Annotated in this window: 16 protein-coding genes; 12 read left to right on the top strand and 4 right to left on the bottom strand. The window is 62.4% G+C overall.

Annotation, left to right across the window (positions count from 1 at the left end):
• Positions 1–11: 11 nt before the first annotated feature.
• A complete protein-coding gene (locus VGD45_RS30655; protein WP_331159218.1) occupies positions 12–1,568 on the top strand; it encodes a hypothetical protein in 1,557 nt (518 codons plus the stop codon).
• A gap of 41 nt (positions 1,569–1,609) precedes the next feature.
• Here the strand turns inward: VGD45_RS30655 and VGD45_RS30650 are convergent, their stop codons facing one another.
• Positions 1,610–2,980, bottom strand: coding sequence for a diguanylate cyclase (locus tag VGD45_RS30650; RefSeq protein WP_331159217.1), 1,371 nt, complete (start codon positions 2,978–2,980; stop codon positions 1,610–1,612).
• 117 nt (positions 2,981–3,097) lie between these two features.
• A complete protein-coding gene (locus tag VGD45_RS30645) occupies positions 3,098–3,796 on the bottom strand; it encodes a YafY family protein (protein ID WP_331159216.1) in 699 nt (232 codons plus the stop codon).
• An 80-nt stretch (positions 3,797–3,876) separates the two neighbouring features.
• Here VGD45_RS30645 and VGD45_RS30640 point away from each other — a divergent pair, with 80 nt between their 5' ends.
• The 8 genes from VGD45_RS30640 to VGD45_RS30605 all read left to right on the top strand — a co-directional run bounded on the left by VGD45_RS30640 (position 3,877) and on the right by VGD45_RS30605 (position 10,227).
• Positions 3,877–4,281 carry a GFA family protein gene (locus tag VGD45_RS30640; protein WP_331159215.1) on the top strand — a complete coding sequence of 135 codons (405 nt, stop codon included), beginning with the start codon at positions 3,877–3,879 and terminating at the stop codon, positions 4,279–4,281.
• A 113-nt stretch (positions 4,282–4,394) separates the two neighbouring features.
• Positions 4,395–4,856: a type IV pilus modification protein PilV gene (pilV, locus tag VGD45_RS30635; protein WP_331159214.1), complete on the top strand. Its 462-nt coding sequence runs from the start codon at positions 4,395–4,397 to the stop codon at positions 4,854–4,856.
• Positions 4,853–5,833, top strand: a complete 981-nt coding sequence (locus VGD45_RS30630) for a prepilin-type N-terminal cleavage/methylation domain-containing protein (protein ID WP_331159213.1) — start codon at positions 4,853–4,855, stop codon at positions 5,831–5,833. The genes pilV and VGD45_RS30630 overlap by 4 nt, the downstream gene beginning before the upstream one ends.
• Entirely contained in the window at positions 5,830–6,609 is a 780-nt protein-coding gene (locus VGD45_RS30625; protein ID WP_331159212.1) for a pilus assembly PilX family protein, read from the top strand. The genes VGD45_RS30630 and VGD45_RS30625 overlap by 4 nt, the downstream gene beginning before the upstream one ends.
• 14 nt (positions 6,610–6,623) lie before the next feature.
• Positions 6,624–7,037, top strand: a complete 414-nt coding sequence (locus VGD45_RS30620; RefSeq protein ID WP_331159211.1) for a type IV pilin protein — start codon at positions 6,624–6,626, stop codon at positions 7,035–7,037.
• A 120-nt stretch (positions 7,038–7,157) separates the two neighbouring features.
• Positions 7,158–7,898 (top strand): response regulator, encoded by a 741-nt coding sequence (locus VGD45_RS30615; RefSeq protein WP_349263397.1) that lies wholly within the window; start codon positions 7,158–7,160, stop codon positions 7,896–7,898.
• Positions 7,895–9,238: an ATP-binding protein gene (locus VGD45_RS30610; RefSeq protein ID WP_331159209.1), complete on the top strand. Its 1,344-nt coding sequence runs from the start codon at positions 7,895–7,897 to the stop codon at positions 9,236–9,238. Before VGD45_RS30615 ends, VGD45_RS30610 begins: the two co-directional genes overlap by 4 nt.
• Positions 9,235–10,227, top strand: coding sequence for a DNA-methyltransferase (locus VGD45_RS30605; RefSeq protein WP_331159208.1), 993 nt, complete (start codon positions 9,235–9,237; stop codon positions 10,225–10,227). Before VGD45_RS30610 ends, VGD45_RS30605 begins: the two co-directional genes overlap by 4 nt.
• Here the strand turns inward: VGD45_RS30605 and VGD45_RS30600 are convergent, their stop codons facing one another.
• Positions 10,228–10,941, bottom strand: coding sequence for a response regulator (locus VGD45_RS30600; RefSeq protein ID WP_331159207.1), 714 nt, complete (start codon positions 10,939–10,941; stop codon positions 10,228–10,230). It lies immediately after the preceding gene.
• A 232-nt stretch (positions 10,942–11,173) separates the two neighbouring features.
• On the opposite strand from VGD45_RS30600, the gene bamA reads away from it, so the two are divergent.
• The 3 genes from bamA (at position 11,174) to VGD45_RS30585 (ending at position 17,140) form a co-directional block, all read left to right on the top strand.
• Positions 11,174–13,621, top strand: coding sequence for an outer membrane protein assembly factor BamA (gene bamA, locus VGD45_RS30595; protein WP_331159206.1), 2,448 nt, complete (start codon positions 11,174–11,176; stop codon positions 13,619–13,621).
• A 26-nt stretch (positions 13,622–13,647) separates the two neighbouring features.
• Positions 13,648–14,937 (top strand): DUF4397 domain-containing protein, encoded by a 1,290-nt coding sequence (locus VGD45_RS30590; protein ID WP_331159205.1) that lies wholly within the window; start codon positions 13,648–13,650, stop codon positions 14,935–14,937.
• A 205-nt stretch (positions 14,938–15,142) separates the two neighbouring features.
• Entirely contained in the window at positions 15,143–17,140 is a 1,998-nt protein-coding gene (locus VGD45_RS30585; protein WP_331159204.1) for a hypothetical protein, read from the top strand.
• A 69-nt stretch (positions 17,141–17,209) separates the two neighbouring features.
• Here VGD45_RS30585 and VGD45_RS30580 read toward each other — a convergent pair whose 3' ends face one another.
• Positions 17,210–18,292 (bottom strand): phosphotransferase family protein, encoded by a 1,083-nt coding sequence (locus VGD45_RS30580; protein WP_331159203.1) that lies wholly within the window; start codon positions 18,290–18,292, stop codon positions 17,210–17,212.
• Position 18,293 lies beyond the last annotated feature (1 nt).

Below are 18,293 nucleotides of genomic sequence, written 5' to 3'. Positions count from 1 at the left end.
GAGAAACGACTGTGACTTTCGATACAAATATACGCAAAGGCAACGTGCTCGCAACGACGGTGGCAGCCCTGCTGCTCACGGCTTGCGGCGGCGGTGGATCGGGCAACGACAACGTCCCTTCGAGCGGCGGTTCGGGCGACACCGGCACAGGCAGCGGCAACCCGAGCCCGAACCCCAGCCCCGGCGGCGGTGGCGACACCGGCTCCGGCTCGACCTCGCCAAATCCGGTGATCTATATCGCCGACCAGGACACCGATGAGACTTGGGAGCTGTACCTGGCCGACGCCAGCAATCCCAACGGCTCGACCAAGTTGAATGGTCCACTGGTGAGCGGCGGCGGCGTGGATCAGTGGGCGGCCTCGCCGAACGGCCAGTCCGCCATCTACATCGCGGATGCGGCCATCTCCGGACGTTATGAGCTCTACACGGTCAGTTTCGCGAACCCTGGCGCGCCGACCAAGCTGAGCGCGCCACTGCAGGCGAACCGGGACGTGCTCGATTTCGCCATCAGCCCGGATGGCACGAAGGTCATGTACCGTGCCGATGTGGCGGACGACGTCTTCGAGTTGTTCCTAGTCGATGTCGCCAATCCCGGCGTGGCCACGAAGTTGAACGCGCCGCTGGTGGCGGGCGGCTGGGTCCGTGACGGCTATCAGTTCAGCCCCGACGGTACCCGTGTGCTCTATCGTGCCGATCAAAACGCGGTGGAAGTGTTCGAACTGTTCATCACCAATCTCACCTCGCCCGGCGTGGCGCAGCAGGTGAACCCGCAGCTCGCGGCGGATCGTGACGTGTACGATGAGTTCACTTTCAGCCCGGACGGTCAGCACGTCGGGTATGTCGCGGATCAGGATGCGAACGATGTGCTGGAGCTGTACGCGACGCCGGTGGCAAACCTGGGCACGAGCCAGAAGCTCAACGGAGCGCTGGTGACGGGCGGCGATGTGTGCCGTTTCCGATTTGCCCCGGATTCGACGCGCGTTGCCTATTGCGCGGATCAAACGACCGATGGCGTGGTCGAGCTCTACACGGCGACCCTCAGCGCGCCGGGCGTGTCGACCAGGATCAATCCGCCGTTGGTTGCGAACGGTCGCGTGACCACGTTGTATGAGTTCGGTCCGCAGAGCGACTTCATCGTGTACGTCGCCGAGCAGGACACCGCCGGTCGACCGGAACTGTACCGCACGGAGATCTCGATGCCGGGTGTTGCAACCAAACTGAGTGCGCCGATGGTGTCGGGCGGCGGCGTGGTCGGATTCGACCTGCGACCGGACGGCGCGCGCATTTCATACAACGCCAATCAGGAATCGGCGAGCGCATATGAGCTGTATGAAGTGGATTTCGCCAGCGCAGGCGTGGCCACCAAGCTGACCCCGCCGATGTCCTCGTCGGGCGTGATGTGGTTCGAGTACACGAACGCTGGCGATCGCATGGTCTACACGGCGGATCAGGAGAGTGCGGCCGCTGAGCTGTATCGTGTCGACATCAATGCGCCGGGCATTGCCGCTCAGATGAATGGCGCTCTCGTCACTGGCGGTGAAGTGGACGACTTCGCCATCGTTCCGTGATCGATGCGGGCGGCGTCGATCCTCGGCGCCCGCCCAGCGGATCAAGCGGCTATGCAGCGATTGCGGCCGGTCTGCTTGGCTCGATACAACGCCTGATCGGCACGATCGAAGGCCGCGCCGGCCGAGTCCTCCGGCAGCAACGCAGTCACGCCGCTGGAGACGGTGATCGACACTGGCGAGCCGCGGAAATGAAAACCGATCTCGGCGACGGCCTCGCGCAGCTTTTCACTGAGCTGCGTGGCGTCCTCGAGCTGCGTGCCGGGCAGAATCATCACGAACTCTTCGCCGCCATAGCGAGCGACGAAATCGGTGGTGCGAATCCGGCCGGCAAAACATTCGGCCACGACGCGCAGGACCCGATCGCCGGCGCGATGGCCGTACGTGTCGTTGATACGTTTGAAATGATCCACATCCCACACGGCCAGGCAGATGGGTTGCTTGAAGCGGCGCCAGCGATGCAGCTCCTCTTCGATGCGCTTCTCGTAAGCCTGTCGGTTCGGAATCCGGGTGAGCGCGTCGATGGTCGAGAGCCGTTGCTCGTCCTGCAATTGGTTGTGTAGCCGCTTGGCCTCGGCCTCCAGCTCGGCGATGCGCGAGCGCATCTGTTCGTTGCGGGCGAGAGTCGCCGCGGCGAACGTGGCTTCGCGTTGCCGGAACTCCTGCAGATGCCGGTCGATGGAATCCAGGCGGTGGCGCACTTGCTGACGGATCTGTTGCAGGTCGCCCGTCGATTCCATCGTCTCGCCCATGGCCTTGATCTCACCGACCAGTTGCGTGTTCAAGGTCTCGCTGTTGGCCTGCGACTGACTCTGGCTGTGGTGCTGCTCGGCGACGAACTGGCCGATCTCGTCCAGCTTGCCGACCATGTGGCTGAGCAGGCCTTCGATCTCCTGCTTGGCCCCTTCGATGCGTTGAATGCGTTGGCCGACCAGATCGGTCAGCGTCGCCAGCACGTCCGGCAACTGTGCGCCGGTCAAAGAGGTAGCGATCTTCGACTCGAGCGTGTCCACCTGCGGCGCCAGTTCACTGTCGCGCCGTAGCTCGCTCAGCAGGGCTGTGAGAATCGAGCGCAAACGCGAGTCATCGATTTCCACCGGGTGCTTGACGGCCGGTTGAGCGATAACGGGCGCACTGCCGACAGGGGGATCGAGCGCACCGATGGCTTCGGTGAGCGCGGGCGTCAGCTTCTCCAGATCGTCGGCGGCGACGGCGTCACGGCGGATGACCGCCTGCAGCTTGCGGATCTGTTGGTCCAGCTGCGGCGATAGCCCGAGCGAGGCCGTGCACAGACGACCGACGACTCGCTTCAGCGCCGTTTCAATGGCCCGAAACTGCAGCTTCTCGTTTTCCAGCGTATCCAGGCTGTCGAAGTATTTTTTGCGCCAGGGGTCGGGATCGGTGCCAGTCGTCACAACACATTACTCGGGCAGGTTCAGACCTGTTTCGGCAGCTGCCGCGCGAAGCAGCGGGGCGCTTAGGTGAACTGGTTCGCAAAAAACCAACAATGAGGCTGAAGGCGGCGCGAGCCTTCAGGGATTTCCCGCGCCGGCCCTGGAGAAAATGTGCTCCAGGTACGCTTTGAACAGCGTCGCGCGGCGCTCCGGCAACTGTATCTGGGTGGCGATGGCGTTTTCGATGCGGTCGACCCGGAAGGTGCGATAGTCCTGGCGCAGCTCGCACCACGCGCCCAGGGAGGGCTGGTGGTAGAACGCGATGACCAGTGGCCAGATGATCCGATCGGTCCGCGCGCCGTCCTCGCTTCGATACACGATCGAGAGCTTCTGCTCGTTGCGGATGGCGTCGCGCACCGTCGGCAGTACGGCCAGGCGCGCAGGTTCGGTCGGCTGCGGAAAGGCATAGAGCGCGACCCCATCGAGTTGGTCGCGCAGATCGTCCGGTGTCGCCATGGCGATCTTGGCGATGGCATTGCTGGCCGCCTGCGCCAGTTCGGCGTCCGCCTGCCGTTCCACCCAGCGCGCCCCAAGGCGAAGCGCTTCCAGCTCGGCCGTATCGAACATCAATGGCGGTAGGAAAAAGCCCGGTCGTAGCAGATAGCCCGTGCCGGCTTCGCCATCGATGGGCGCGCCCAGGCCGATCAACGTCTGCACGTCGCGGTAGATGGTCCGCAACGACACGCCCATTTCCTCGGCCAGGACCGCGGCCGTGACCGCGCGGCGGTGGCGACGGAATGCGTCGATGAGTGCGAACAGGCGTTCAGTCTTGTTCATTGGCTGCTGACAGGATCTGACAGCAGTGCCCAGTACACTGCCTCGCATCAAGCATATCCATACTCGAAGGAGAGCGGCCAATGTTGAAGACCTACCGGGGCAGTTGCCATTGCGGAGCGGTTCGTTACGAGGCGGACATCGATCTGTCGCAAGGAACCACCAAATGCAATTGCTCCATCTGCAGAAAGACGCGCTACTGGGGCACGGTGATCAAGCCCGAGGCGTTCCGGCTGCTGAGCAGCGCGGACCAGCTGTCCGATTACCAGTTCGGTTCGAAGCAGGGTCACAACCTCTTCTGCAAACACTGCGGACTGCGATCCTTCAGTCGCGGCGACGTGCCGGAGCTCGGTGGGCCGTTCGTGTCCATCAACATTGCCTGCCTGGACGAGATGTCGGATGAGGATCTGGTCGCGATCCCGGTTCGTTATCTGAACGGTCGGGATTACGACTGGATGCACGAGCCGAAGGAAACACGTTACCTGTGATCGATCGCCGCTTCTGCGGCGATTGCGAGGCTCCCTACGAGAAATACACGCATCTTGGCGGCCGCTTCTTCCCGTATCGTTGCTGTCAGCGCATCAGCAGGGAATCACGGGCCATGGAAGGCGCCAGAGATCCATTCGGCGGCAGGCGGGTACAGACCGGAGTCGGTCTGATCGAAGTACTCATCTCGGTGGTCGTGCTGTCGTTCGGCATGCTGGGGCTCGCGGGGCTGCAGCTGTGGAGCTTGAAGAACAATCAAAGCTCCATGGAGCGCAGTCTCGCCGTGGTCCACACGCACTCCATCGTCGAGGCCATGCGTGCCGATCGCGCGAACGCGGTTGCCGGCAGTTTCAATACTTCTGCTGAGGGCGCTCGGGAGGAGCCGTTCGCGACGGCGGCGCTCGCGACCTGGCGCGCGAGTTTGGTGGATGCGCTCGGTCCGGGCGCCAGTGGGAACGTCGACTGCGAGGAAGATCTCTGCACGATCACGGTCCGCTGGAACGATCAGCGCGCCGCGGCGGCCGTCGAGGGGCAGACGAACACGCTGTTAGAAATCACCACTCAGGTGCGGCTGTGAAGCCCCGCGGATTCACGCTCATCGAGCTGATGATTTCGATGTTGCTCGGCGTGGTTGTGATCGGCGGCGCGCTGGGCGTGATCCTGGCGAATCGCCAGAGTTACCGCATCAACGAAGGTCTGTCGCAGGTTCAGGAGAGTGCGCGCACCGCCTTCGAGCTGCTGGCGCGCGACGTGCGGCAAGCGGGCGTCACCGGTTGTAACAACGACGGCCGAGTGGCGAACGTACTCAACGACGAAGGGGAGTGGTGGCAAAGCTGGTTCGGTCTGCAGGGTTACGACGGGGCCCAAGCCGATGGGGCCGTCGACTTCGGAACCGCATCGCCGGACAACCGCGTGCCCGGCACGGATTCGATCCTGCTGCAAGGGATCGAGGGAATGGGGCATTCAATCGTCCAACACGAGCTCACTGCAGCCAGCTTCCGTATCGGCGCGCCGACCAGCGAGATCGAGGAGGCCGATATCCTGATGGTCTGCGACTTCGACCATGCGGCCATTTTTCAAGCCACGAATTACAGCAGCGCCAACGTCACCTTTGAGGACACCGGCGATACCGTCAGCCCTGGAAATTGCTCGCACGGCCTGGGGTATCCAACGGTTTGCGGCAATCCTGGCAACTCCTATGTCTACGGTTCCAATTCGCAGCTCGCGCGTGTCGCCGCCGTCGATTGGTACATAGGTGACAACGGTCGGCCGGCCGAAGGAGGGCGTTCGCTCTATCGGCTCAGGCTGGGAGCCACCGCGCCCGAAGAGATCGTGGCCGGCGTCACTGACATGCAGCTGCGTTACCGAGCAGACGTCAGTGGCGAGTTTCGCGCGGCCGGCGATGTTCGCGACTGGGCTGCCGTCAGTGCCGTGACGATCACGCTCACGCTGCGAAGTGCGGATCCACGCATCGTCACCGGTCCGACCGACAATTCCGGCCGGCTGGAGCGTCAATTCACGAACATCGTCACGTTGAGGAATCGCGTGCCATGACCGCTTGTGCAACGGCGATGATGCCGATTCGCAGTTGGATGGGCGGCGGGCGGGCTGACATGCGCTCGTCACGTCATCGACAACGAGGCGTGGCGCTGGCGATCTCGCTCATTCTGTTGATGCTCGCAACGCTCATCGGACTGGCAGGTGTACGCGGGACGAACCTGCAGGAGCGCATGAGCGCGAATATGTACGACCGCTCGCTTGCTTTTCAGCGCGCCGAAGCCGCGCTGCGCGCCGCCGAAGCAGAGATCGCCAGCAGTGGACAGATCGCCGATCTCGGCGGCGTGGATTGTGCTGCTGCCGCCACTGCGGGCACGCCGTGCCCGGTGCTTCCAGACAACACACACTCGGGCACCAACGCGAACTGGATCGCAGTGGAACCCGAGCACGACGTGAACGACGCGAGGACACCCGGCACGCCGGAATATTTCATCCAGTTCATGGGCACGGGCCGCTCGGAAGGCGATCTCGACCTCGATTTCTATCGCGTGACTGCGCGCAGTAGCGCGCCCGCCGACGCCGTCGGCCGATCCATTGTCGTTCTGCAGACCACGGTCAAACGTGCCGTCGCCTTCGCTGACGGCTTGAACGAACCCACTATCACGGGCGACATGCTCGAGGCGAACATGCTCGACGCGAACGTCGACGACGCGCGCGTGGACGACGCGAACGTGGACGATGCGAACGTCGACGACGGCGAGCTCGATCGGGTCAGGATTGAAGCACCCGGAACCGGGGCGGTCCGGATGAGCTGGCGTGAGATCATGAACTGACAGGGATGTCGGGTATGGCTCGTAAGAAACATTTGCACGCGTTACAACGGACAAGCGGCGTGACGTTAATCGAGCTGCTGATCGCGGTGACTATCGTCGGAATCATCGCGGCGATCGCGTACCCGTCCTATCAGCGCTACGTGGCGCGTGCTCATCGCAGCGCTGCGGCGGCGTGCCTGTCGCAGTACTCGCAGTTCATGGAGCGCTTCTACACGACCAATCTCACGTACACCGGCGGCGCGCCCGCCATGGGCTGTGCGAGGGAGAACGACATGTACACGTTCGACTTCACCGTCAGCGGGGATGGGCGAAGCTATGTCGTGCGGGCAACTCCGGGCGGATCGCAGGCCCATCTCGATGCACAGTGCGGCGTGCTCACCCTCAACCAGGCCGGCGCTCGAACGCCAGACATCAATGCCTGCTGGTGAGTTGTAGCCGCGCGGTATCAGACGCGCACGCCGATACAAAACGCTACAAATCTATAAGCCCGGCCGCCGCTGGCACGGTATCTTGGGGACTGGCCCATGCCCGGTAACCCCTGTCAGCTCATGGATACTCCCGACCACATCCTGATCGTCGACGATGACCGCGAGATTCGGGAACTGCTCGCCACCTATCTGACCAAGAACGGCCTGCGAGCCTCGGCCGCCGCGAACGGCCGCGAGATGTACGCGATGTTGGAATCGCACAGCATCGACCTGATCGTGCTTGACATCATGATGCCCGGCGCCGACGGGCTGTCGCTCTGCCGGGACCTGCGCGCCGGCAAGTGGAAGAGCATTCCGGTATTGATGTTGACGGCCCGCGGCGATGAGACCGACCGAATCGTGGGACTCGAGATGGGCGCCGATGATTATCTGTCCAAGCCTTTCGCCGCGCGCGAAGTGCTCGCACGCGTCCGAGCCATCCTTCGTCGCACGCGGATGTTGCCGCCGAACATGCAGATCACCGAGGCGGGCAAGGTGATCGCGTTTGGCGATTGGCGCCTGGATACCGTCGCGCGACACCTGATCGACGAGAAGGGTGTGGTCGTTGCGTTGAGCGGCGCCGAGTATCGACTGCTCCATGTGTTCCTCGACCATCCGCAGAGGGTGCTGACGCGCGATCAATTGCTCAACCTCACTCAGGGAAGAGATTCGGAGATTTTCGATCGATCGGTCGATCTGATCGTGAGCCGGTTGCGCCAGCGGCTGCGGGACGATGCGCGCGAGCCTAGTTATATCAAGACGGTGCGTAATGAAGGCTACGTGCTGGCGACAGCGGTGCAGATTCTGGAGGCCGCGACGTGACCGACACGACGGCGGTGCGCCGGATCTGGCCAAGCAGTCTGTTCTCCCGCTTGTTCCTGATCCTGCTCATCGGTTTGATCGCCTCGCACGTGCTGACGTTCGGGTTGTTCCTCTACGAGCGCTCGCAGACCTGGGAGTCGATGCTGGTGAGTTACACCGAGCTGGATGTTCCCAGCTCCGTGGCCTGGCTGGATCGGCTGCCGGCGGATGAGCGGCCGCAATGGCTCGATCGGCTCGGGCGTCGCACGTATCGATTCATGTTGCCCGCGGCGGATGATCGAGAGAGTGCCGTTGGCCAGCCGGACACGGCGTTGTCGGCTCGACTCGCGGCGGCGATCGAACGCGCTGTCGGCAAACAGTTCGAGGTTCGGGCGAGTCCGGTGCCTGGCGAGCCGGGACATCTGCGCGTACACGTGAAGTTGAGCGACGGCAGCCCGCTGCTGATCGAAATGTTTCCGTCACTCGTGCCCATGAGCAGATGGTTGCCGATCATTCTCGCTGTGCAGTTCGCCGCCATCCTGATCTGCACATGGGTGGCCGTGCGGCTCGCGACGCGTCCACTCACCAAGCTGGCCGAGGCCGCCGATTCCCTCGGCCCCGACATGCAGATGACGAGGCTCGAAGCCAAAGGCACCGACGAAATAGCGCGTGCCTCCTCCGCGTTCAATGCCATGCAGGACCGGATGGCTGCGCACATGGCCGAACGCGTGCAGATCCTCGCTTCCATTTCTCATGACCTGCAGACGCCCATCACACGCATGAGGCTGCGCACCGACCTCATGGACGACGATGCGCTCCGTGACAGCCTGCAGCGGGATCTGACGACCATGTCGCGCCTGGTCAGTGAGGGCATCGCGTATGCACGCAGCGTGCATGCCGCGACTGAGGCCCCCGTGCTCGCGGATGTTAACGCTCTGATGGACAGTCTGGTGGGCGATTATGAGGATGCCAAACAGAACGTGCGACTAAATGGCCGCCTCCTGCATCCTATTATCCTGCGGCCCCAGGCTTTGCGGCGGGTCATCGGTAATCTGGTCGACAACGCACTAAAATTTTCCGGCGCGGCCGAGATCGTGGTGCGGGAGGAGGGTGAGGAAGTAACATTCTCGGTGCTGGATCGCGGGCCGGGCATTCCCGAGCACGAACTGACTACGGTGTTGCAACCGTTCTACCGAGTCGAGGCTTCGCGTGGCGAGGAGACGGGCGGAGCGGGTCTGGGGCTCGCGATCGCACAGCAATTGAGCAAGAGCCTGGGTGGAGCGTTGAGGTTGCGTAATCGCGAAGGTGGAGGCTTGGAGGCGAGCGTGCGAATTCCAGGGCGACGGACCAACCACAAATGAAAACTCTAGTGAGCGCCACCAATGAGGCGCGCGCCGGATCGAGAGCGTGGCGGGCCGCGCTGCTGGAGCGTCAGAACGAACAGTGGCAACGCGTGCGCGAGCATGGCGAGCAACGCCGCGAGCATCTGTCCGAACGCGCGACCGGCGTGCTCGCCGACGCGATTCAGTGGCTGGCCGAGCTGCCGGAACATTCCATCCATGCCGTCGTTACCGATCCGCCGTATGGCATCGTCGAATACGAAGCGAAGAATCACGTGAAGCTGCGCGCCGGCCGCGGCGGCGTATGGCGTATTCCTCCGTCGTTCGACGGGGCCAAACGCCAGCCGCTGCCGAGGTTTACGGTGCTGTCTCAGGAGGAGATCAGCGCGTTGTGTAACTTCTTCGGCGCGCTTGCCTATGGGCTCAATCGTGCTCTCGTGCCCGGCGGCCACGTGTTTCTTGCCTCCAACCCCCTGCTGTCGACGATGACGTTTCATGCATTCCAGCGCGCGGGGTTTGAAAAGCGCGGTGAGCTGATCCGGCTCGTGCAAACATTGCGGGGCGGCGACCGGCCCAAGGGGGCGGAGCAGGAGTTCTCCGATGTCTCGATGATGGCGCGTTCGTGCTGGGAACCTTGGGGCATTTTCAGAAAACCTTTCGACGGCACGGCGGCTGAAAACCTACGTAAGTGGGGCACGGGCGGGCTGCGCCGGATCTCGAACGAGGAGCCGTTCAAGGATGTCATCACCTGTTCGCCGACTCGTGGCGTCGAGCGGGAAATCGCGCCTCATCCTTCGTTGAAGCCGCAGCGATTCCTGCGTCAGGTTGTGCGGGCCGCGCTGCCGCTCGGCATCGGCATCGTGTACGACCCGTTCGCGGGCAGCCATTCGACGCTCGCGGCCGCGGATCGTTTGGGATATCTGTCGATCGGCACCGAGCGCGATGCAAAGTATTTCGCCCTGGGATGCAAGGCATTCCCGCGCCTCAAGGCGTTGGACGATCGACCGTGACTACTCGGTCTCCACGCGCACGCCTATGACATAACCCTCCCCGTAGATCGTTTTGATGATCGAGGGCGCACGCGCATCTTCGCCGAGCAGCCGTCGCAGCCGGCTGATTTGCACATCGATGCTGCGATCGAAAGCGGTTGCTTCGCGCCCTTTGGTCAACTCCATCAGCTCATCCCGGCTCAACACCCGATTGGCTTGCGAGGCGAGCACTTCGAGCAGGCGATATTCGCTGCCCGCGAGCGGCCGCCGATTGCCGCTCGGGTCGATCAAGGTTCGTGAGATCGTGTCTAGCGTCCAGCGCGCGAAACGATAGCGTTCCGGCTTGTGCGGGATGCGATTGGCGCTGAAATCCCAGCGGCCGAGCACGTTTTTGATTCTGGCCAGCAGCTCGCGCGGGTTGAACGGTTTGGCGACGTAATCCTGCGCGATTTCCAGAGCGTAAATGCGATCGGGCTCGCTGCGCCTGCTGGTCAGGATGATCACCGGCACGCGCGCCTCCGCGCGTAGCCGCTTACAAATCGACACACCGTTTTCTCCCGGCAGCATCGGATCGAGCACGATCAGATCCACGCATTCGCTATCGAGCAGGCGATCGAGCGCTTTGCCGTCCGCGACCGCGGTCGCTCGAAAGCCATTGCTTTGCAGATAGCTCGACAGCAGGCCGCGAACCTGGAGATCGCTGTCCACGATGACGATGTGCGGAAGGTCGGGCATGAAAGTCTGAACCGGAGCTGATTGCTTGGCGAGTTGCGAAGTTTTGCTTCTCAGTCTGAACCGCCGCTGAAGCAGTTGCGCTCGCACCGGTCTCTACGGTTGCGCAATGTGACTCCGGCCTTCCGCTTGCAACAGTTGATTACAAAGTCATAAACAATCGAAAAGTTTCGGAGCCGCCGGCATCGCTAATCTGCCGCCCGCTGTGTGGTGGTGTGAGATGCGATGTTATGCAATGCGTGGCCAGACTGATTTGCGCGTGTTGAAGGCGATGTTTCTTGGCGGGCTCGCGGTTCTGCGTGCTGGATCCGCTATCGCGGCCGCGGACGACGGCGGTGTGGGAGCCGCTGCGTTCGTGGTCGAGGAAGTCCGCCTGGAAGGCCTGCAGCGAATTTCCGAAGGAACTGTTTACAACTATCTGCCCATCAACATCGGCGACCGGCTCGACGGGCGGCGCGTCGCGGAGGCGATCCGTACGCTTTATGCGACTGGATTCTTCCAGGACGTCGAGCTGCGGCGCGAAGGCGGCGCGCTGATCGTCGCGGTCCTGGAGCGACCGGTGATCGAGAGTTTCGACATCAAGGGCAACAAGGACATCAAGACCGAGGACTTGCAGAAGTCGCTGCGCGGCGTGGGTCTCGCCACCGGCAAGAGCTTCGACAAGTCCGTGCTCGATGAGGTCAAGCAATATCTCACCGAGCAGTATTTCTCGCGCGGCAAGTACAGCGTGCGCGTCAATACGACCGCCGAGGAGATGCCGGACAACCGGGTGCGCGTTTCCATCGACATCAATGAAGGTGGGCGCGCGCGCATCCAGAACATCAACATCGTGGGCAACAAGAGCTTCGAAGAGGACGAACTGCTCGGGCAGTTGCAGTTGCGCGAGCCGAACTGGCTGTCGTGGTATCGCCAGGACGATCGCTACGCCAAGGAGTCGCTGACTGGAGATCTGGAAACGCTGCGCTCCTACTACATGGATCGGGGCTACGCGGATTTCGCGATCACGTCGAGCCAGGTGGCCATCGGGCCCGAGAAGGATGAGATCTACATCACCGTCAACGTCGAGGAGGGCGAGGTGTATCAGCTCTCCGAGGTCAAGCTCGCCGGCGACATGAAAGTTCCGGAACGTGAGCTGCGCCGGTTGTTATCGATCGCGCCCGGGCAAGAGTATTCGCAGCGGCTCATCTCGCAATCGAGCGAGGCGATCAAGTTGCGGCTGGGGCTCGATGGTTACGCCTTCGCCAAGGTCGACGCCGTGCCGCAGCTGGATAAGGACAAGAAACAAGTGTCGCTGGCCATGGTCGTCGACGCGGGTCATCGAGTCTACGTGCGGCGGATCAACTTCCTCGGCACCTCCGATGTGAATGACGATGTGCTCCGGCGCGAGATGCGACAGCTGGAGGGCGCTTACCTTTCGAACTCCGCGGTGGATCGTTCCAAGATCCGCCTGCAGCGGCTGCCCTTCATCAAGGACGTCGAGATCGAAACCAACGCGGTGGCGGGCACGCCGGACCTGGTGGATGTCGATGTCACGGTGGAGCCGGGACTGCCCGGCCAGTTCGGCGGCGGCATCGGGTACTCCGAGTCTCAGTCGTTCATTTTGAACGGCAACGTCACGCATGCGAACTTCATGGGCACCGGCCAGCGAGTCAGCGCCGAGTTCAACGGGGGTGAGTACGCCAGGAGTTACAGCTTCGCCCACACGGATCCTTACATCACGGTCGACGGCGTCACTCGCACGGCGAGTGTTTCATATCGCGACGTGGAACAGCTGACTTCGAGCTTTTCGGCATTCTCGACGGAGACTTACGCAAGCGGCGTCGACTTCTCCTATCCGATCACCGAGCTGCAGCATGTGAGCTTCGGCACTTCGCTATTGCACGCGGAGCTGGCGACCTATGACAGCAGCTCCGAGCAGCTCAAGGACTGGGTGACGGACAACGGCAGCTCGTACTTGCGTTCCCTCGACGGCGATTTCTTGTTGGGCACGGAATATGACGCGGTCGAGGTGTCCGCTGGCTGGCTTCGCGACAGCCGCAACCGCGCGATCTTCCCGACGCAAGGCTCCTTGCATCGTTTTCATGTCTCGACGACGGTGCCGACGGGCGGGGCCAACGCCATCGAGTACCTGCGCAGCTCGTATCAGTATCAGCAGTATTTCCGTTTCGGCTTCGTGCCGTTGTTGCGCGATCTGAACTTCGTTCTGAACACCAAGCTCAACTATGCACGGCCGCTCGGCGATACCAGCGCTCTGCCGCCCAATCTGCACTTCTTCACGGGCGGTCCGGACTCGGTGCGCGGCTTCAGCGAGTCGACGCTCGGTCCTCGCGATTCGCTCGCGAATCCTTACGGCGGCGATGCGGCCGTCTCGGGCCAGGTCGAGATGCTGCTGCCCATGCCGAAGAAATTCGCGCAGAGCGCACGGGCCAGCCTGTTCTTCGACTTCGGCAACTCGTTTTACGTCGGCGACGTCGAGTTCGAGGACAAGCTGGGTCAACCGAAGGAGTACGACTTCGACCTGAGCGAGCTGCGCGCTTCGGTCGGCATCGGCGTGCAGTGGCTGGCGCCTCTTGGCTTGTTCCGTTTCAGCTACGCGATTCCCATCAGATACCAGACCGAGACCTATCGAAACTGGGGCGACGACCTGGAGCGCTTCCAGTTCTCGATCGGTAACGCGTTCTGACCCAAGACTTCACTCGGAGAGAGTTCATGAGATATCTACTACGGCTGCCCGCCATTCTGCTTGCCTCGGCGGTGGCGCTATTGAGTGGCTGCAGCAGCGGCGACGACAATAACGACGCGCGCGTGCGGCTGTTGAACGTGAGCACGGGCTATCCAGCGCTCGATTTCTACGTCACCGAGGAAGACGCGGATACCGATGACTTGAAGAGCTCGAATGTCGTATTCGGCACGTTGGGCGACTACGTCAGCGTTCCATCCGGCACGTACGACATCAAGTACAAGAGAGCCGGCGTCGGGAGCACGCTGCTGACGAACGGCGACCAGCAGCTTGCGGACGATTCCAATGCCACTTATGTATTTTCGGGCCCGGTCGGGCGCTTTGCGGCGACAGCAATCCCTGAGGACATCGAGGAGCCCGACGACGACGGTATCTCCATCATCCGGTCGCTGAACGCGTCCGAGGCCGGCGGTGTGGACATCTACCTGACGGATCCGGACCTCGATCTCAACGATACGGCTCCGGTGTTCGCTGGCACGGACGGGAGCACCACGTACGAAAGTGGCACCTATAGGTTGCGGATCACCGGGCCCAATGACATTTCGGATCTGCGCCTGGATGTGCCGAGCATCACGCTGGATGAAAATACGGTGGCCACGCTGATTCTGACGGAAACCAGCGGCGGCGTACTGGTCGACGCGTTGTTGTTGCCCCAGCAGGGCAGCTTGACCACATTCAAAAATACCAAAGCACGCATACGAGGAGCCGTCGGTGTACTGCCTGGGTCCACGGCGACGCTGGGCGTCGCAGGCACTCAGCTGTTCATCAATAGAGGTGTCGGCTTCATCAGCGACTATGCCGAAGTGGAGGCTGGCAGCGTGGCGGTGACTCTGGGCGTCGGCGGCACGCCCGTCACAGTCGCGAATCAGACGCTGGTTGCAGGCGCCGATTACACCTTGCTGTTATGGAACGACGCGAGCGGCGTACGCGTGACGCTGGTCTCCGACGACAATCACCTGCCGACCAATAAAGGCAAAACCAAGATCCGGCTGTTGAATGGCTATTCGACGCAAAGCGACTCCCTCAACCTGCTGGTCAACTTCGGTCCGGTCACCGAAGGAACGGCGGTGGGCGCGGCCTCCATCTATGCCGAAGTGGACAGTGGCACGGACCAGCGCATCGATGTCGAGAGCGCCGTCACGACCAACGATCTGTACACAAACGAGTCGGCGGACTTCGACCAGGACGCCGTTTACACACTGTTCATCACCGCCGCAAGCGGCGGCAATGCCCAGGCTGCCTTACGTCAGGATCGGTGAGGTAGACTCGCGGATCATGAAACAGCGCGCGCCGGATTGCGGCGCGCGCTGCCGTTTGCGGAATTTCAGCTCCGAAATCGTCCCTTCCGACGAAGCTAGCCCCAGCCCCGATGGCTAGATTCACCCTGTCCAAAACTCATTCGCAGGACGGACAGGGGGAATCATGATCGGAAGATGCTCCGCGCTACGCGGGGCGTGGATGGCCATGGCCACTACGCCTCTCGTTTTCATATGTCACAGTGCCAGCGGCCAGGCCGACTTGCCGCTGCTCGATCAGGCCGCGATACGCGCGCCGCTGATGGTTGGCTGTAATGGCAAGCCTGACAGCGCGCCGCTGCCGGTGGATCCGCGCTCGCTGGTCAAGGCGGGTGTGAACACCAATCCGAACGCGGCCATTCAGTTCAACGCTTATTTCGTGGATCTTCACAATCCGCCGGCGCCGTTCGTGAATCGTCTGCCGCCGCGGCCGACGACGTGCGGCGAGTTTCGCGCCAGCGCCCAGCGCGGGCGGGTGAATCTGGAACAGCGCCAATTTTTCCAACCCATGGCGCTGGCCACCAGTTATCACTTCATCTATCGGCAATGGGGTTATCTGGTTCGTCCCTCGGATTTCGATGAGCAGGTCGCCAAACGCTACGGTTTGTATCCGTCGCCGTTTAGTAATCCTTACCCGCTGCCTGGCGAGGATCCGAACCAGACCAATGGCGGCAGCGGCCAGTTGCCGCTCGGCCTGATCCAGGGCAAGGACGACAACGGCCGCTGGACGGGCTTGATCGGCGCGTCGTGCTCGGCGTGTCACGACTCGCGGCTCGGCACGACCAGTGAAGCGGGCTTCAAATGGGGCTTGCCCAACAGCGCCAACGATGCGGGCTTGCTGGCCTCGGATATGTTCCGAACCACGCCCATCACGTCGCTGGGTAACTTGTTGCCCATTCCCTGGAGCACCGGCCGCGGCAGTTCCGACGCGATCGGTCTGATCTCGCTGCTGCCGGCGCTGTTCGATATGGACAACCTGATGCTGGCGCCGAGCGTGCTGGAGTATGTCGCGGACAGTCCGCATGCGGGCATGACCAAGGCGCCGGCCTGGTGGAATCGCGCGTTCAAGACGCGGCAGTTCTGGGATGGCGCATTGTCATCGGACAACGTGCACTCGGAAATGGCGTTCGGCGTTGCAAATATCTTCCGCGATGCTCAGGCACGTCGCGATCTGGAAGACGAGTTCGAGGACATCAATAACTTCCTGATCTCGCTTTCACCGGCTACATACCCGCGCACCATCAACACGGCCCTGGCGCAGCAGGGCGCGGTGATATTCCACGAGCGCGACATGTGGGCGAATGGAGCGAACGGCGCCATTCCCAAGCCGGAGGGCAATGGCTCGTGTGCGAGCTGTCACGGTGTGTATTCTCCGCGGCACGCCGCTGATCCTGCCTATCTGCCGGATCCGCGCTTGAAAGGCGTTGCTGGCGTGATCACGCCGATCGAGACTATTCGCACCGATCCTCGGCGCATGCAGCTGATGGCGGACGAGCGCAGCCGCCGCGCCTGGAACGCATCCTGGTGGGGATACAACTCGCTCAGCCCGGATTTCACGGGGTATCCATCCGAGAGCATCGTCGCAAGCGAACTGCGTCGCGTGCCCCGGTCCATCTACAACAACGGCGGGCCCGTCTATTCACCGGTAGGCCCGAATGAGTGGATCGATCCGTTCGGCTACGTCGCGCCGCCGCTGTATGGCTCGTGGGCCACGGCGCCATACTTCCACAACGGCAGCGTGCCGGATCTGTGGGGCGTGTTGAAGCCCGCCGATCGTCCGAAGGTCTGGAAACGTCCGTACACCGCCGCCGGCGTGTTCGGGAAGAATCAAGGCTATGACTACAGCTACGCCGCTTATGACTTCCAGAAGCTTGGCTGGAAGTACACGGCGGTGAACTGCAGCAACAACATTTTCACCTCGCCATTCCTGCCTTGCACGCACGACATGGCGACCATCGATATCCTGTTCTCGATGTGGGACAACGTGGCGGCTCAGTATCTGAACCTCGCGTATCAGTCGCCGCCGCCGATCACGGACCAGCAGATCAAGTCGCGCATGGTCTACAACAGCTATCTGTACGGCAACGGCAACGGCGGCCACGACTTCACGCAGTCGCTGACTGATGCCGAGCGTTGGGCGCTGATCGAGTATATAAAGACGTTGTGATGAGCTGATTGCGCCGCGTAATCGATCTTCTCGAAGGTCGGTTACGCGGCGTTTCTGTTTGGGCGGGATTTAAAACACTTCGCCGCGGGCAATCGAACGCGCGAACAGCAGCAGCCCTTCGCCGATCTCGCCGAAACGCTCGTAGCGAGAGTCTCGTGTTTCGCCTCGTCGCCATCGGACGTGCAGTTGTTGGAAGATCACGGCCGTGCGCAGCTGTGCGAGCACGCGATGGAAGCGGAACGGTGTGAGATCGCGGCCCAGCGCCGACGCGTATCGTTCGGCAACCTGTTGCCGCGAGGGAAAGCCCGCACCCGTGGTCGGCATCTGCGCCATTTGATGCATCGCTGGCGGGTCGCCGGGCTCGGTCCAGTAACTGAGCAGGACTGCGAGATCGAACAATCCATCGCCGCGTGTGCCCTGATCCCAATCCAGGACGGCGAGCGGCGTCAGGTTCGCGGGATCGAGCAGAACGTTGTCGAGCTTGAAATCGTTGTGGAGCAGACCGTGACTCGTGTCGGGCACGCAATGCTCGCGTAACCAGTGCGCCAGCTCGATGATGACTTGCAACGTAGTGGAGGAGCCCCAGCCTTCGACCGCGACGCTGGCTCGCTTGATCCAGCCTTCGGTGGCGCGATGTAGAAAGCCACTGGGCTTGCCGAGCGTATCCAATCCGACTGCCGCGGGATTCACACGGTGTAACTCGATGAGTATGTCAGTGAGCGTGTTGCCAAGCGCCGCGCCGACCGCCGCGTCGCCGGCGAGCGGGGCCGGAAGCGAGTCGCGCAACGACACGCCGGTTCGATATTCGACGATCTGAAAGGGAGCGCCGATGATGCGCCCGTCCTCACATAGATGTAATCCGCGTGGCGCAAGAGGAAACGCCCGCCACAGTCGCGAGAGGATCTGGAACTCGCGCGCCATGTCGTAAGCGCCGGCGGGCAGCGGTCCCTTCGGCGGCCGGCGTAGCACGGCGGGTTGGCCGTCCAGCTTGATCAGATAGTTCAGGTTGGCAAAGCCGCCCGCGAACTGCTGTGGCGGAACATCCAGATCCAGTTGCATGCCAAGTTCGGCCAGATACGCGGCGAGGCGCGGCCAGTACTGCGGCACTGTTTCTATTTCGGCGCGCATCGTTTCGGCAGCCGCGTTCAACATC

The organism is Steroidobacter sp., from assembly GCF_036402275.1.
In the GTDB taxonomy this organism is placed as follows: Bacteria; Pseudomonadota; Gammaproteobacteria; order Steroidobacterales; family Steroidobacteraceae; genus Steroidobacter.
Note: the sequence above shows the minus strand (reverse complement) of the source record. Positions and strands in the feature narration are given on the sequence as shown.